Annotated in this window: 14 protein-coding genes and 1 riboswitch; of the genes, 8 read left to right on the top strand and 6 right to left on the bottom strand. The window is 68.1% G+C overall.

All coding sequences use genetic code 11. The features are described 5' to 3' along the window. Nucleotides 1–9: 9 nt before the first annotated feature. From pstC to PMI02_RS08520, 7 genes are all read left to right on the top strand, one after another. Nucleotides 10–1,383 (top strand): phosphate ABC transporter permease subunit PstC, encoded by a 1,374-nt coding sequence (pstC, locus tag PMI02_RS08550; protein WP_007681528.1) that lies wholly within the window; start codon nucleotides 10–12, stop codon nucleotides 1,381–1,383. Beyond that, entirely contained in the window at nucleotides 1,376–2,263 is an 888-nt protein-coding gene (gene pstA, locus PMI02_RS08545; RefSeq protein WP_007681527.1) for a phosphate ABC transporter permease PstA, read from the top strand. Before pstC ends, pstA begins: the two co-directional genes overlap by 8 nt. Nucleotides 2,264–2,267: 4 nt before the next feature. Beyond that, nucleotides 2,268–3,029, top strand: coding sequence for a phosphate ABC transporter ATP-binding protein PstB (pstB, locus tag PMI02_RS08540; RefSeq protein ID WP_007681524.1), 762 nt, complete (start codon nucleotides 2,268–2,270; stop codon nucleotides 3,027–3,029). Nucleotides 3,030–3,053: 24 nt separating this feature from the next. Then, nucleotides 3,054–3,752, top strand: coding sequence for a phosphate signaling complex protein PhoU (gene phoU / locus PMI02_RS08535; RefSeq protein ID WP_007681522.1), 699 nt, complete (start codon nucleotides 3,054–3,056; stop codon nucleotides 3,750–3,752). Further along, a complete protein-coding gene (gene phoB, locus PMI02_RS08530) occupies nucleotides 3,749–4,435 on the top strand; it encodes a phosphate regulon transcriptional regulator PhoB (protein WP_007681520.1) in 687 nt (228 codons plus the stop codon). Before phoU ends, phoB begins: the two co-directional genes overlap by 4 nt. 123 nt (nucleotides 4,436–4,558) lie before the next feature. Next, nucleotides 4,559–5,584, top strand: coding sequence for an LLM class flavin-dependent oxidoreductase (locus tag PMI02_RS08525; protein ID WP_007681518.1), 1,026 nt, complete (start codon nucleotides 4,559–4,561; stop codon nucleotides 5,582–5,584). A 7-nt stretch (nucleotides 5,585–5,591) separates the two neighbouring features. Beyond that, nucleotides 5,592–6,389, top strand: coding sequence for an IclR family transcriptional regulator (locus PMI02_RS08520; RefSeq protein ID WP_007681516.1), 798 nt, complete (start codon nucleotides 5,592–5,594; stop codon nucleotides 6,387–6,389). On the opposite strand, the gene PMI02_RS08515 is transcribed toward PMI02_RS08520, so the two are convergent. From PMI02_RS08515 to PMI02_RS08500, 4 genes are all read right to left on the bottom strand, one after another. Next, entirely contained in the window at nucleotides 6,375–7,667 is a 1,293-nt protein-coding gene (locus tag PMI02_RS08515) for a hypothetical protein (RefSeq protein ID WP_007681514.1), read from the bottom strand. The genes PMI02_RS08520 and PMI02_RS08515 overlap by 15 nt on opposite strands. Next, nucleotides 7,664–9,556, bottom strand: coding sequence for a PQQ-binding-like beta-propeller repeat protein (locus PMI02_RS08510; RefSeq protein ID WP_007681513.1), 1,893 nt, complete (start codon nucleotides 9,554–9,556; stop codon nucleotides 7,664–7,666). Before PMI02_RS08510 ends, PMI02_RS08515 begins: the two co-directional genes overlap by 4 nt. Nucleotides 9,557–9,619: 63 nt before the next feature. Next, a complete protein-coding gene (locus PMI02_RS08505) occupies nucleotides 9,620–10,690 on the bottom strand; it encodes a glycosyltransferase family 1 protein (RefSeq protein ID WP_007681511.1) in 1,071 nt (356 codons plus the stop codon). Continuing rightward, complete coding sequence (locus PMI02_RS08500; RefSeq protein ID WP_007681508.1) at nucleotides 10,687–11,568, bottom strand: UDP-2,3-diacylglucosamine diphosphatase; 882 nt, start codon at nucleotides 11,566–11,568, stop codon at nucleotides 10,687–10,689. The genes PMI02_RS08505 and PMI02_RS08500 overlap by 4 nt, the downstream gene beginning before the upstream one ends. 212 nt (nucleotides 11,569–11,780) lie before the next feature. On the opposite strand from PMI02_RS08500, the gene PMI02_RS08495 reads away from it, so the two are divergent. After that, complete coding sequence (locus tag PMI02_RS08495) at nucleotides 11,781–12,455, top strand: response regulator transcription factor (protein ID WP_007681506.1); 675 nt, start codon at nucleotides 11,781–11,783, stop codon at nucleotides 12,453–12,455. Nucleotides 12,456–12,578: 123 nt separating this feature from the next. On the opposite strand, the gene PMI02_RS08490 is transcribed toward PMI02_RS08495, so the two are convergent. Then, on the bottom strand, nucleotides 12,579–13,154 hold the full coding sequence (locus PMI02_RS08490) for a TMEM165/GDT1 family protein (RefSeq protein ID WP_007681503.1): 576 nt from the start codon (nucleotides 13,152–13,154) through the stop codon (nucleotides 12,579–12,581). Between the two features lie 96 nt (nucleotides 13,155–13,250). Then, a riboswitch (yybP-ykoY riboswitch) is annotated at nucleotides 13,251–13,354 on the bottom strand. Between the two features lie 112 nt (nucleotides 13,355–13,466). Next, on the bottom strand, nucleotides 13,467–15,776 hold a 2,310-nt coding region (locus PMI02_RS08485), incomplete at its 5' end, for a TonB-dependent receptor domain-containing protein (RefSeq protein ID WP_007681502.1).

Here is a 15,776-nt window from a genome sequence, read left to right as displayed (position 1 = left end):
CGGCCAGTCATGATACTCACGGGAGTTCTCCTGGCCGTCTTCGGTCTGGGCCTGGTCGGCTGGTTCGCCGCCCGGGGCCGGGCCCGGCTGCTCTACAAGGGGCGGGGGTCGATGCATTCGATGCCCGCCTACCACGGCTGGCACATGGCCCTGTGGATACTCGTCCCCGCGCTGATCGCGTGGGGCGTATGGTCGGCGATCATGCCGGGACTGGTCGAGGGGGCGCTGTTCGCGGACCCCGTCGTCGCCACGCTGCCGACCGATCCGATGACTTTGGGCTCGATCGTCGCCGAGGCGCACGACCTTGCCAGCGATCCCTCCGCCACCGCCTTCAATCCCCAGGCGCAGGCACTGGTCGAGCCGATCCGCGCTGCGCAGTTCCGCTTCGGGCTGATCGGCGGGCTCCTCATCCTGATCGTGGCCTTCGCGGGCGGCGCCTACGGCTTCACCCGCATCCGTCCCGACTTCCGCGCCCGCACCCAGGTCGAGCGCGCGGTGCTGGCGCTGCTGCTCGCCGCCTCGCTGATGGCGATCCTCACCACCTTCGGCATCGTCGGCTCGCTGGTGTTCGAAGCCGGGATGTTCTTCAAGGACGTCTCGCCGATCGCCTTCCTCACCGGCACGCACTGGTCCCCGGCGAGCACGTCGGGCGCGAACATCTCCGACAACTTCGGCGCGGTGCCGCTGTTCTGGGGCACGATCTACATCGGCGCGATCATCGCCATGGTCGTCGCCATCCCGCTCGGCCTGATGAGCGCGATCTACCTGACCCAGTACGCCGCGCCCGCCGCGCGCAAGTGGCTGAAACCCATGCTCGAGATCCTCGCGGGCATCCCCACGGTGGTCTACGGCTACTTCGCCGCCCTGACAGTGGCGCCGCTGATCCGCGACTTCGCCGCCTCGATCGGCATGCAGAACCCCTCGACCGAGAGCGCGCTCGCCGCCGGCCTCGTCATGGGCGTGATGATCATCCCGTTCGTCTCCTCGATGGCCGACGACGCGCTCGCCGCCGTGCCGCGCGCGATGAGCGACGGCAGCCTCGCGCTGGGCTCGACCCGCTCCGAAACCATCAAGCGCGTGCTGCTTCCCGCGGCGCTGCCCGGCATCGTCGCCGGCGTGATGCTGGCGATCAGCCGCGCCATCGGCGAGACCATGATCGTCGTCATGGCCGCCGGCGCCGCCGCGCGCCTTTCGGCCAACCCGTTCGACACGATGACCACGGTCACCTACCAGATCGTCCAGATGCTGACCGGCGACCAGGAGTTCAACAGCCCCAAGACGCTGTCGGCCTTCGCGCTGGGACTGGTGCTCTTCATCGTCACCCTCATCCTCAACATCGTCGCCCTGCGCGTCGTGAAGCGGTTCCGCGAAGCTTATGAGTAATCTCGACTGGAGTTCGCCCGAAGCGCGGCGGCGCCTTGCGAAGCGGCACGCGGCGGAGCGCCGCTTCAAGGCGGTCGGCCTGGGCGCCATCGTGCTCAGCCTCGCCTTCCTGGCGCTGCTGCTGGTCATCATGCTCAAGAACGGCGTCGCCGGCCTCGACTGGAGCTTCCTGTCGGGTTCGGACTCGACCGACGCCACCGTCGCCGGCGTCTGGGGCGCCACCAAGGGTTCGCTGCTGACGATGGCGGTGACGCTGCTGCTCAGCTTCCCGATGGGCGTGCTGGCCGCGATCTACCTCGAGGAATTCGCGCCGCGCAAACGCTGGATCGAATGGATCGAAGTCTCGATCAACAACCTTGCCGCCGTGCCTTCGATCATCTTCGGCTTGCTGGGCCTCGCGGTGTTCATCAACACGCTGGGCATGCCGCGTTCCTCGCCGCTGGTCGGGGGCCTGACGCTGGCGCTGATGACGATGCCGGTGATCGTGATCTCGGGCCGCAACGCCATCAAGGCCGTGCCCCCCTCGATCCGCGAGGCCGCCTACGGTGTCGGCGCGAGCAAGGTGCAGACGACGTTCCACCACGTCCTGCCGCTTGCCCTGCCGGGCATCCTCACGGGCACGATCATCGGCATGGCCCGTGCCCTCGGCGAAACCGCGCCGCTGCTGATGATCGGCATGCGCGCCTTCGTCGCCACCCCGCCCGACAGCCTCAATGCGCCGTCGAGCGTGCTGCCGATGCAGATATTCCTGTGGTCCGACGAAATCGACAAAGGCTTCGTCCAGAACACTTCCGCCGCCATCATCGTGCTGCTGGTCTTCCTGCTCGCCATGAATGGTATTGCGATCTACCTTCGCAACAAGTTCGAAGTCCGCTGGTAGGGACATGACAGAAACAAAGCTCACAGCCCGCAACGTCGACGTCTTCTACGGACAGAAGAAGGCGATCAACGACGTCTCCATCGACATCGACAACGGCATCGTCACCGCTTTCATCGGCCCTTCGGGCTGCGGCAAGTCGACGTTCCTGCGTACCCTCAACCGGATGAACGACACCATCGCCGGCGCCCGCGTCGAGGGTGAGATCCTGCTCGACGGCGAGGACATCTACGCCGCCAGCATGGACCCCGTCGCCCTGCGCGCCCGCGTCGGCATGGTGTTCCAGAAGCCCAACCCGTTCCCCAAGTCGATCTTCGAGAACGTCGCCTACGGCCCGCGCATCCACGGCCTCGGCACGTCGAAGTCTGAACTGGAGGGCATCGTCGAGCGCGCGCTGACCAAGGCGGGCCTCTGGGAAGAGGTCAAGGACCGGCTGACCGATGCCGGCACCGCGCTTTCGGGTGGGCAGCAGCAGCGCCTGTGCATCGCGCGCGCCATCGCCGTCAGCCCCGAAGTCATCCTGATGGACGAGCCGTGCTCCGCGCTCGACCCGATCGCCACCGCGCGCATCGAGGAACTGATCGACGAACTGAAGGAAAGCTTCGCGATCGTCATCGTCACCCACTCGATGCAGCAGGCCGCGCGCGTGTCGCAGCGCACCGCCTTCTTCCACCTGGGCAGCCTCGTCGAATATGGCGAGACCGACCAGATCTTCACCAATCCGCGCGAAACGCGCACCAAGGACTACATCACCGGCCGTTACGGCTGAGTGATGCTCTGACAGGAACACGCCATGGTCGACCATACCGTCAAGGCCTTTGACTCCGAGATCGGGCAGCTTCGCGGCCTCGTCGCCGAGATGGGCGGGCTCGCCGAAGTCGCCATCCGCGACGCCATTACCGCGCTCGTCCACCACGACGAGGAACTCGCCGCGCAGGTCGTGGCCGCAGACGCCCGCCTCGACGCTCTCGAAGCCGAGGTGGACCGCCTCGCGGTGCGCACCATCGCCCTGCGTGCCCCGATGGCCGACGACCTGCGCGACGTGATCGCCGCGCTCAAGATCTCGGGCGTGGTCGAGCGCATCGGCGACTACGCCAAGAACATCGCCAAGCGCGTCAACGCGCTCGAAGGCCGTACCAAGATCGACCCGGTCACTCTCGTGCCGACCATGGCCGAGATCGCCGAGAGCATGGTCCGCGATGTCCTCAACGCCTACGGCTCGCGCGATGCCGCACTGGCGGTCGAGGTGATCCGCCGCGACCAGAAGCTCGACCAGTTCTACAACACGCTGTTCCGCTCGCTGCTCACCCACATGATGGAGAACCCGGCGACGATCACCAGCGCCGCGCAGCTGCTCTTCATCGCCCGCAACCTCGAGCGCATCGGCGACCACGCCACCAACGTGGCGGAAATGGTCTACTACGCCGCCACGGGCGAGTACTGCACCGAGCGCGATTCCCTCACCGACGACACGTCAGGACCTCTCGCATGATGGCATCGGTCCTGGTCGTCGAGGACGACGTCGCACTGTGCGAACTGCTCACCTGGAACCTCAGCGCCGAAGGCTATGAAGTGCGCTCCACCGGCGACGGGGAGGAAGCGCTGGTCATGGTGCGCGAGCAGGCGCCCGACGCCATCGTACTCGACTGGATGATCGAGCAGGTGCCCGGCATCGAAGTCTGCCGCCAGCTGCGCAAGGACAAGGAAACCGCCTCGATCCCGATCATCATGGTCACCGCGCGCGGCGAGGAGGAGGATATGATCCGCGGCCTCAAGACCGGCGCGGACGACTATGTCACCAAGCCGTTCTCCCCGCGCGAGTTGATGGCCCGCATCGAGGCGCTGCTGCGCCGCTCGCGCCCGTCGCTGGCGGGAACCGTGCTGTCGTGGGGCGACATCGAGCTCGACGCCACCAGCCACCGCGTCCGCCGCTCGGGCGAGGCGCTGCACCTGGGCCCCACCGAGTTCCGCCTGCTGCGCTACTTCATGGAGCGCCCGAACCGCGTCGTCTCGCGCCAGCAGATCCTCGACGGGGTGTGGGGCATGGACTCCGACATCGACGAGCGCACCGTCGACGTCCACATCCGCCGCCTGCGCAAGGCCATCAACCGCGACGGCGACACCGACCCCATCCGCACCGTCCGCGCGGCGGGCTACGCGATGGACGTGGCGTAGCGCTGTTCCCTCTCCGGCTTCGTCCGGGGAGTATCTGAGCGGCGGTCAATCATCGCCCCAGCGCCTTGCCGCTCCGTCGTCCGCGCCTAAACCTCTCCCAAACATAAGAGGGGAAAGGCGCGCATGACCGGCAGACTGAGCTTCGGCTACCTCTACGACTTCCGCAATCCCGCGCCCTGGCACCGCCCGCCCGAGACGCTCTATGCCGAAACCCTCGACGTCATCGCCGAGACCGAGGCGCTGGGCTTCGAAGGCGCATGGGTTCCCGAACACCACCTCGCCGATGACGGCTACATGCCCTCGCCGCTGGTGACGCTGGGCGCCGTCGCCGCGCGGACCCGCCGCATGACGATCGGCACCGGCATCGCGCTCGGCCCGCTGTACGAGCCGCTGCGCTTCGCCGAGGACTGCGCGGTGCTCGACATCCTTTCCGGCGGGCGCCTGCAGCTTGGCCTCGCGATCGGCTACCGGGCGCGTGAGTACGCTGCCCACGGCCTCGACTTCACAAAACGCGGTGCCCGTTTCGACGAGTTCCTGCACCTCGTCCGCCGGCTCTGGGACGGCGAGACGGTGGATCACGAGGGCAAGTTCTTCACTCTCAGGGGCGCGCAGGTCCGCCCCTTGTCGAGCCGGGGACAGATCCCCCTCTACATCGGCGGCTTCGCGCCCAAGGCGATGGAGCGCGTGGCCAGATACGGCGACGGCTACTTCGGCAATACCGAGATCTGGCCGCTCTACCGCCAGAAGCTGGAGGAGCAGGGTAAGGACCCGGCAGCCGCGAAGATCTGGATCCAGGGCCTGATGCTGGTCGTCGTCGAGGACAAGGCGGCGGCGATGGAGGAACTTGCCCCCTACTTCCACCACGTCAACAACGGCTACGGCGCCTGGATGGCGGAGGACGTCATCGAGGGCAAGGGGGCGATCGGCCTCGACAATGCGGCGATCGCGCCGATGGACCTCGACGCCTTCAAGGCCAGCGGCATCCTCCAGATACTCACCCCGGACGAGGCGATCGCCCACTTTCGGCGCCTTCTGGACAAGGCGCCGGTGGAGCATTTCACCATGATGATGCCGCCCGGGCTTCCGGCGGAACGCTTCCTCGCATATGCGAAGACTTTCGCCGGCCAAGTGCTTCCGGCATTCCAGTGAGGCCAGATTGATCGAGGAAGAGCAGAAGACCGAGGATCGCCGCGGCGGATCGCCGCAGTCGGTCACCCGCGTCATCCGCCTGCTCGAGGCGCTCTGTGCCAGCAACGAACCGGTCTCGCTCGCCGATCTCAGCCGCCGTCTCGCCACGCCGAAGAGCAGCCTTGCGGCGCTGCTGCGCGGGCTTGCCGACGAGGATCTCGTCACCGCCACCGAAGGTGCATGGCGGCTCGGCCCGGGTGCGTTCGGCCTCGGCAGCGCGCTGACCGAAGCGCGGCGCCGCCTGCACAGCTCCGACCTCGTGCGCGAGGGCATGCGCCGCCTGTCCGAGCGCAGCGGCGAGACGGTGCTGCTGGCGGTGGGCGACCACGAGGGCGACTGGGTAACTTACGTAGACCTGATCGAGAGCCGCAACGTCGTGCGCTATTCGGTCTCGATCGGGGACCGGCGCCCGTTCTACGCGACCGCCGGGGGCCGCGCGCTGCTGTCGACCTGCTCGCCCGCCGCCATCGACGCCTACCTCAAGCGCGTTGCCCCGCAGCGCATGGCCCGCACCACCGAGATCGACCCCGCCGCGCTGTCCGAAGCGATCGAGCGGGCGCGTGTCGATGGGTATGCCCAGACCGTCGATCAGGCCGCCGAGGGCGTCACCGGCACGGCGGGCGTCATCCGCGACGCGGCGGGCCGCGTGGTCGGCGCGCTGGTGATCGCCGCGCCCAGCGCCCGCTCGCAAGGCCGGCTGGATGAGCTGGCGGGGCTTGTGCTCGACGAAGCGGCCGCGATCTCGCGCAGCCTAGGTTTCCGCTGACGCGGCGAGGTCGGCCAGCCTTTCTCCGAACCGGCGCTTCGCCCAGAGGTTCAGGAAATTGGTGGAAACCAGCAGGAAGCCCTCGACCACCCGGTCGCGGCCTAGCAGCGGGTCCAGCGGGCCGGTGGCGCGGTCAATGTCGGGCATGCGCGCGGCGATGAGCGAGGGCAGGTCCATCATCAACGCGAGGCCGGTGATCGCCAGCGACAGGTCGAAGTGACGCGCCAGCACATCGGCCGGGATCGACGGCCCGCCGTGCACGGCAAGTTCGGTGCGGTAGCGATCCAGCAGGCCGTCCAGCTCGGCGTCGAGGAAGGCGGTGGTCCCCGCCGACAGCCCGCCCCACAGGCCGGTCGTCACGTTCATGGGGCGCACCATGCCCCAGTCGAGCAGCCCGCAGTGGAGAGCGCCGGCCCCGTCCCGCCAGAACCAGGCGTTGTCGATGTTGGTGTTCCAGTGACACACCGCGACGAGGCGCGGATCGGACTGGAGGAAGCGGCGCACATCCGCCTCGCGCTCGAGGATCGCCAGCGCCTCGCGCTCGAGCCGGGCGGGGAAGGCGGGGTCGGTGACGCTCGCCGGGAACAGCTGCGGGTGCCGTCCGATGAAGGCCGCGAGCGCCGCGACCTTGGCACGCAGGGCGCCTGCGCCGTAGCCGATCGGCAGGTCCGCTTCGGCGGCGACGCGGTCGTAGGGGAACAGGGCCTCCAGCTGCGGGGACAGGTCGCCGCGGTGCTGGGCGGCAGCTAGCCGGGCCTGCGCGGAAACCAGCGCGCGGTAGTGTTCCAGCGGCTCGGGCAGGAGGTGGTCGCGGCATTTCTCGTGGAGCGGTTCGATGCGCCCTTCGCCGAAGGCGATGCGTTCGGTGACGAGCATGCCGGTGCCGCTCGCCATCTCGAAATCGGCGAAGACGGGGCGCGGCACCGCGACCGGGAAGGCGGGCAGGCGCGAGAGCGCGGCGAGGCGGACTTCGCCTTCCAGTTCATGGCGGCGGCGGTCGCGGAAGGGGTCGGCGAAATCGCGCGAGAACTTGGCGAAGAGGTGGCGGGGAAGACCGGCCTCATCTCGGACGTAGGTCACGTTGATCAGCGCCTTCTGGCCGGAATTGCCGCCCGCGAAGACTTCCAGCCGGTCGACCGAGGTCACCGCATTGTCCGGTGCCAGCGAGCCGTAGGCGTGCATCGCGCGCGTCAGGAACGCCGCTGCTGCGTCCCCCAGCGCCTCGGCGGTGGCGGGCATGAGCACGCCGGTTGCGTCGCCCCGCGCGAGGTCTGTCATCTGGCCTCGAACACCAGCAAGGCGTTGCCCGGTATCTTCGACACGAAGCCGTAGCCCGACGAGACGATGACCTGTCCGCCCTCGACGATCGGCGCCGCGCCGCCGCTCATGGCGCCGCCGCGCGTGGGCACGCCGTTGACGGCGGCGAAGTCCTGCACGGTGTCGAACTGCCACAGCACTTCGCCGGTGGCCGCGTCGTGAATGCGCACGAAGCCGTCGTCGCCGCCCGCCAGCACGAAATCGGGCGTCACCGTGATCGCGCCGCTGTTGCCGGGAATGCAGAGCGGACGGCCCTCGCAGACCTTGTCCGGCGGCGCGGCGGTCCACAACTCCTTGCCGGTCGCGACATCGAGTGCGTGGATGCCGGGCGCGGCGGGGAAGGGGCGCTCGACCCCGTCGGGCATGTCGCTGATGGCGACGTAGACGCGGCCGCTGTCCGCCGCGATGCCGAAGTGGATGCCGCCCGCCATGCCGCCGCGTCCGACCTGCCGGTGCCAGGCGAGCTTGCCGGTCGCGGCATCAACGGCCCAGGCAATGCCCGACTTCTGCCCGGCGAGCACGTAATCGCGCCCGTCCTTGCCTTTCGCAAGCACCGGGATGGCGCCGAAATCGTAGTCCGGCCCGGCGTCTTCGGGGCAGTTGTCGGGGTCGGGGGTGACGCAGTCGACGTTCCAGGCGTCCCCCTCGGTTGCCTGGAAGTGCCAGCGGATCGCGCCGGTCCCGAGGTCCAGCGCGACGATCGCGTCGGACAGCTCGGTGGCGGGGCGGGTGTAGTTGTCGCCGGTCGCGACGATCAGGTTGCCGCGCTTCTCGTCCACGGCGATGCCCGCCCAGACGGGTACGCCCGAGGGGCCGAGCGTCTTGCCGTCCTTTGACGGCTTGGGTTCGTCCACAAGCCAGGTGCGCCACTTCTCGCGGCCGGTGCGGGGGTCGAGCGCGAGGATCGAGCCGCGGAAGCTGCAACACACGTAGCCGGGGTTCGCCGCCGACGCTTCCTCGAGCGAGGAGACGGGCACGTAGAGGGTGTCGCCGTGAAGCGCGGGGCTGGCGGTGATGACGGCGGCGGGGTGCTCGTCGGCGCGCAGTTTCCAGACGAGTTTGCCGGTGAAGGCCTCCACCGCATAGGCATTGCCCGACCAGTCGCCGAAGAAGGCGAGTGGTACCGCCTGCGCATCGCCGGCCTGCCACGGGGAAAGGACGATGGCGGTACGCACCTCGGAGGCGGCGGCATAGCTCCAGCGTACGCATCCGGTCTCGCGGTCCAGCGCGTAGACGGTGCCGCCGTGGCTGCCCACGAAGATCGCCCCGCCGCCCAGCGCCGGCTGCGAGCGGGCGCGGTTGGCGAGCGGGAAGCCGAACGCCCACTTGAGCTTGAGCCTGCCGACCTCGGCCTTGGCGAGGCCAGCCTGCGACGAGGTGACGGAATGGGTCGCCGCCTGGTCGAGTCCGGCGCCGGCGAAGGCGGGGACCTGGCTGCGGTCGAACTGCGCGTGCTCGGGCGAGCAGGGCGTCGGCTTGGGCGCGCTGGCCTGCGCGGCCCCGAACGCCTGGCCGGACAGGTGCTGGGCCACGTCGACCTTCTGCTGCCGGCTCAGCGCGGAGCCCTGCGCCTGCATCGGACCGGTGGTGAGCGCGGCGACGATGGCGTCGGGGGTCATGTAGGCGAGGATCACCCGCGCCGGCGCGCGCGCCGCCCCGGTATCGTGGCACGATGCGCATTGCTCGCGGTAGATCTGCGCGCCTTCGGGATATTTCTCCACCGCGCGGGCCACTCCCGGCGTGTTCTCGACAGCGCGCAGGGGAGAGCCGGGAAGGACGAAGGCCGCTGCCAGCGTGAGGAACGCGAGGGCAATCCATGCGCCGGGGCGCGGCGTTCTTGTCCGATGCATGGTGGTTCCCTCTCCCGAACTCTTATCCGGGACAGGGAACAGCAATTGCGCCTTCGGGTAAACTCAGGCGGCGGTGCGCAAGCCTTCGTCGGCCTCACTCAGCGCACCGGCGATGGCGGCGAGGAACTGGTCGGTCGCGCGTTCCCACGAATAGAGGCTGCCCAGCGCCGCCGCGTCGGTGCGCTCGGCCGTCAGCGCGCTCTCGATGGCACGGGCCAGCGAGGTGTCGAGCATGCCGGCGGGGTAGCCGACGCGGTGGTCGACGCCGCGGCCGTCGAGGCCGAGGATGTCGATCGGGCCGGTGACCGGGAAGGCCGCGACGGGCGTACCGCAGGCCAGCGCCTCGATGATGACGAGGCCGAAGGTGTCCGTCAGGCTGGGGAAGACGAAGCAGTCGGCGGCGCGATAGGCGCTCGCCAGTTCCTCGCCCGAGAGCGCGCCGAGGAACAGCACTTGCGGATAGCGGCGGCGCAGCGTTTCCAGCGCCGGACCGTCGCCGACGACGACCTTGCTGCCCGGGGTGTCGAGGGCGAGGAAGGCCTCGAGGTTCTTGTCCGGCGCGACGCGGCCGACGTTGAGCAGGACCGGGCCGGGCAGGGCGGCCATCTGCGCGTGGCGGGGCCCCTCGGGACGGAACAGCGCGTGGTCGATGCCCCGGCTCCAGGCCCGCGTCGGGCCGATGCCCCGGCCTTCCAGCTCGGCGGCAAGCGTGCGGGTGGAGACCATCACGGCACGGCTCTGCGCGTGGAAGCGCTGGAGGATCGGCCAGAAGTACTCGGCCGACAGCCCGGTGCGCACGGCGGCGTATTCGGGGAAGCGGGTGTGGAAGGCCGAGGTGAAAGGCACCCCGCGCGACAGGCACCAGCCGCGCGCGGCCCAGCCGATCGGGCCTTCGGTGGCGATGTGGACGATGTCGGGCGCGGCGTCGTCGAGCATGCGGCGCAGGCCGAAGCGCGGCGCCATCGCCAGCCGGATAGAGGCATAGCCGGGCATCGGCACGGTCAGGAAGCGGTCGGGCGTGATCGTCTCGACCGTGTGGCCGCGCTTGACCAGCTGCTCGACGGTGGAGGTCAGCGAACGGACCACGCCGTTGACCTGCGGCAACCAGGCGTCGGTCGCCAGGGCCAGCTTCACGCTGATGCCTCCGCCGCGACCTCGGGTTTGACGGTGTGGCCGCCGGTCTCGGCGATCCAGTCGATGATCGCGAGGTTGCCGGTCAGGTCTTCGGCCAGCGCCGTGCAGCTTTCGACCCAGTCGCCGTCGTTGTAGTAGGTGATGCCTGAGAACTCGCGGATTTCGGCGCAGTGGATGTGGCCGCAGACGACGCCGTCGAAACCTCGGCTGATCGCCTCGTTGGCCACCGCTTCCTCGTAGCTGCCGATGTACTGGACGGCGTTCTTGACCTTCTTCTTCATGTAGGCCGAGAGCGACCAGTACGGCAGGTGGAACCGGCGGCGCACGGCATTGAAGACGATGTTGGCGCGCAGCAGCAGGCCGTAGGCCTTGTCGCCCAGGAACGCGAGCCAGCGGGCGTAGAGCACCACGCCGTCGAAGGCGTCGCCGTGGGTGACCAGCAGGCGGCGGCCGTCGAGCGTGGTATGGACCGCCTCCAGCGCCAGTTCGACGCCGCCGAAGCTGAGGCCCGCGTAGTCACGCAGCATCTCGTCGTGGTTGCCGGCGATGAAGATCACGCGGGTGCCGCGATGCGCCATCTTGAGGATGCGGCGCACGACTTCGTTGTGGGCGTCGGGCCAGTACCAGCCCTTGCGCAGCCGCCAGCCGTCGACGACGTCGCCGACGAGGTAGAGCGTCTCGCATTCGACGGAGCTGAGGAAGTCCACCAGCATGCCGGCATTGCAGCCGCGCGTGCCGAGGTGGATGTCGGAAATCCAGATCGTGCGGTATTTGCGCTTGGGCCTGAAGCCCTTGGGCTCGGGAATGTCGAGCCAGGCGGGAATACGGCCCCGAAGTTCGGTCTGGCGTTCGAGAAGCGTGTCCACGTGATCGCGCATAGTCGGTCTCCCCGGCTTCCTGCTGGGTTTCCTTTGCCATCAGGGCGTTGCGTGGGCGTGACGTTTGCGGGTCAGTTCGATGACACGGGAAGGCTCGATCGAACGCCAAAGCGCGCCGTCTTCGGTCTTTCACCGCCATGTCACCGATATGTCACTCACTCGTCACACTCGGATGCAAAAGCCCGCGCGTACTTAGGGGCAGACGGCGGGCGATGCGGCGGATCGACATATTGCTGGCGAGCGAACTTCTGGGGGGACTGGCTCCTTTCCGGCACGACCAGTTCGACGTGGCCTTGCACCGCTGGACGGACTTTTCGGAGCTGCCGCTCATCGAGGGCGCGCTCTGGATCTTCATCGACTGGGTGCTGCCCGAGATGTCGGGGCTGGAGCTGTGCCGCCGCCTGCGCGCGGACACGCTGACGGCGCATGCCCACGTCACCATGGTGCTCGAGGAAGACAACCAGGAAGACCGCAAGCGCGCGCTGCGGATGGGCGCGGACGATTATCTCGTCGGCCCGCTGACGCGCAACGCGCTGCTCGACCGCGTGCTGGGCGCCAACCTCGGCGAACAGGACAGCGCGGGCATCCGCATGGTCACGCAGGGCGACCTGATGGTCGATGTCGCCGCGTTCCAGGCGCGCTGGCAGGGCAAGCCGATCGCGCTCATGCCCAACGAGCTGCGGCTGCTGCGCTACTTCATCGAGCATCCGGGCAGGGTGTTCAGCCGGACGCAGCTTATCGCCGCGCTCGGCAAGCAGGAGCCGCCGGTGGACGAGCGCACGGTGGACGTGTGGATCGGCCGCCTGCGCCGCGCGCTCAAGGGCGTCGGCGCGGGCAACCCGCTGCGCACGGTGCGCTCGCTGGGGTATGTGTTCGACACCGCCTGAGGCGATTTTCCTACATCGAAAGAGCCTGCTACTTTCGCGCAGGTTCTTTCAAACGTGGAAAACAGATCACCCGCCGCGCCCGCGAGGAACACGGCGCGCGCATGCATTTCATCAACTAAACCCTCAGCCCAGCCAGCCGGCCGTCTGCGCCAACAGCCACAGGCCGATCGCCAAAAATAAAAGTGCGGCGACGGTGCGCACCACGTTGAGCGGCACCCGCTTGATGAGCGCATTGCCCAGGAACACCGCCGGCACGTTGGCGATCATCATGCCGATGGTCGTGCCCATCATCACGGGCACCACGCTCTGGAAGCGGGCACCGAGCGCGATGGTGGCGATCTGGGTCTTGTCGCCCATCTCGACGATGAAGAACGCGATCGCGGTGGCGAGGAACGGGCCGAACCGGCTGGGCCTGGCTTCCTCGTCCTCGTCGAACTTGTCGGGGATCAGCGTCCAGGCGGCCATCACGATGAAGCTGGCGGCGACGAGGTAGCGGAACCACAGGCCGTCGAGGAACGCTGCCGCCTGCTCGCCCACCAATGCGGCGAGGAAGTGGTTGGCGATGGTCGCGACGAAGATGCCCGCGACGATCGGCCAGGGCTTCTTGAAGCGCGTGGCGAGGACGATGGCGAGCAACTGGGTCTTGTCGCCGATCTCGGCGAGCGCGACCACGGCGGTGGAGGTGAGCAGGGCTTCCAAGGCGTGTACTCCGGGGCCGGGCGAAAAAGCGGACGCAACGACGCATGCGGAACCCGCCCGGCCGAGCGGAACCGCGATGCGTCATTGGTCTCGCCCGAACGGTCCTTGCACCGTCCTCCTGCGCGCCATGGCCTCTCGGCCAAGTATGTTGACGGCAGGTCCCGCTGGAGGCGGGTGGCTACTCCCCAGATGACCCGGGCGCCTTACGCTTCGGCGGACGGCTTGGGAAGGTCAAAAAAAAGCCCGGCCGCATTGCTGCGACCGGGCCGTTCGAGTTTTCGCCGGAAGGGCAGGAACCCTCCGGCTGAGAAATCAGAAGTTGAGCTGGGCCGAGAAAGCGACGACCGTGCCCACGTCGTAGGTGTTGAACTCAAGCACGTTGTCGCCGCTCTGCTGGTACTCGCGGTGACGGGTGCCCAGGATGTTGCGGGCCTCGAACTTCAGCTCGACGTCCTGGCCCATGAAGTCCACGCCCTCGCGCGCCACGAAGTCGAGCTGGACGCCCGGCTTCTCGATGATGTCGGGCTGGGGCGTCGAACCGTTCAGGCCGCGGCTGACGGCGCGGTTGCTGGCGTAGCTGAGGAGAAGCGTCTGCTGCGAAAGGCGCTCGGTGTTCTCAAGGCCGATCTGCAGGTTCGCCAGGTGATCGGACTGGCCGGTCATCGGTGCGCCATCGCGGAAGTAGTCGGTCGCGATGCTGGACGAAGCTGCGTAGACCGCCGTCGTGTCGCCGGCGCCGACCTTCAGCTTGGAGTTGCTGTAGGTGTAGTTGGCGACCAGCACCACGCGGCGCTCGGAGAGCCAGCCACCGATGTCGGACAGGTCGAAGTACTTCGTCGCCTCGAACTCGGCGCCGTAAAGCTGCGCTTCCGGAGCGTTGGCATAGCTGGTGACGAGGTTGTCCGAGAGCAGCGAGATGAAGCTCTCGATCGGCTTGTCGATCTTCTTGTAGAAGGCCGAGATCGAGACGCGCTGCTCGGGCGCGAAGTAGTATTCCAGGCGGGCTTCGGCGTTGTAGAGCTGGCTGTCCGTCAGCAGCGGGTTGCCCAGGTACTGGCGGTTGCTCTCCGGATCGAAAAACGGTTGGTAGATCAGTTCGCGGAACTGCGGGCGGGCGATCGTCTTCGAACCGCTGAGGCGCGCCTGCAGCTCGGGCTGGATCTGCCAGGTCAGCGTCGCCGCCGGCAGCCAGTATTCCTTGTTGAGCGCAGGCGTGGGCGTGTAGTTCGGCGCGGTGTTGAACACCTGCACTGCGGTCACTTCCTGGCGCGCCTTCTCGAAGCGGACGCCCGCATCGAGGCTGATCTCGTCGGTGAACTGCACGTTCGCCTTGGCATAGCCCGCCCAGTTGCGCAGCTTGCCGCGGAACGCCGGGGTCGCTTCGTCGGGCTCGATCAGGTCGATGCCGCCAACGGTGGTGCCGCCGCTGGTGGTGCCGGTGATCAGGCCGGGCGAGAGCAGCAGGTCCGGCCGCAGCACGGAGGCTTCGGTCGGGAAAGTGCTCGAGGCGCGGAACAGGAACTGGCGGCGCGAGCTAAAGCGGTTGGTGTCGCTAAAGGCACCGCCAACCGTCGCGGTGATCGACGGCGTCAGCGTGTAGGCCACGTCGAGGCCGGCCGACCACAGGTCTTCGTTGAGGTCCGAGAAGGTCACGCTGGCTTCACCCGCGTTGCCGTTCAGGCGATTGACGAAGAGATCGCCGTAGGGGTCCGCTTCGGTATTGGTGCGCACATATTCGAAGGCGTACTCGTAGGGGGCCTCGCGCTGCGAGTTGGCATAGCCGCCGCGCAGGTCGACCGACAGGCCCGGCGCCGGCTTGAACTCGCCGGTGAACTGGGTGTCGATCAGCTGGCGTTCGTACCAGCCGTTGTTCTGCTGCATATAGTCGGCAGTGGTCTGGTTGCGCTGCCCGATGCCGAGACGGCCCTGCTTGATGGTGTCGCGGATGTAGAGGTTGGTCCAGCGGATCTTGTTCTCGCCGAACTCAAGGCCCAAACCGACGAGGCCGTTGGCGACGATCCGGTTGTCGGTGGTGACGCGGTTGAAGTCGGTCTGCAGCGTCGAGAGATCGGCGCTGAACGAAGTCTGCTGGATCGCCTGGCGATCGAGCCACTTGTTGCTGTAGCCGGCAGCGGCGATGATGCCGAGGTCCGCGCCGCCCAGATCCCACGAGGTGCCGCCGGTGATCGAAGCGGAGAAGTTGACCGGCAGGTCGCCGACCTTCTGCATCGTCGCGCGGCTGAAGCGGACCAGCTCGGAGCCGATCGCGCGGGTGTCGACGGTGCCCGAGTTCATCGATGCGCCGCTGTCGAAGAACGACTGCAGCGCGGGGGGAACGTCGCGGCTGCCGTTGTCGAAGCCCGTCCAGTCGCTTTTGGCGCCGTAGTAGCTGTAGCCGAATTCGCCGGTGGTTTCGGTATCCACCTGGAAGCCGCCGCCGATGGTGAGGAACGATTCCTTGGGAACGGCCTTGGTCGTCAGGTTGATGACGCCGCCGCCGAATTCACCGGGGAAGTTCGCGGAATAGCTCTTCTGCACCAGCGAGGAGGCGATTACGCCGCTGGGGAAAATGTCGAGGGGGACGACGCGGCGCAGCGGCTCGGGGCTCGGCAGCGGCGAGCC

The sequence above is a fragment of the Novosphingobium sp. AP12 genome (assembly GCF_000281975.1).
Classification (GTDB): Bacteria; Pseudomonadota; Alphaproteobacteria; order Sphingomonadales; family Sphingomonadaceae; genus Novosphingobium.
Note: the sequence above shows the minus strand (reverse complement) of the source record. Positions and strands in the feature narration are given on the sequence as shown.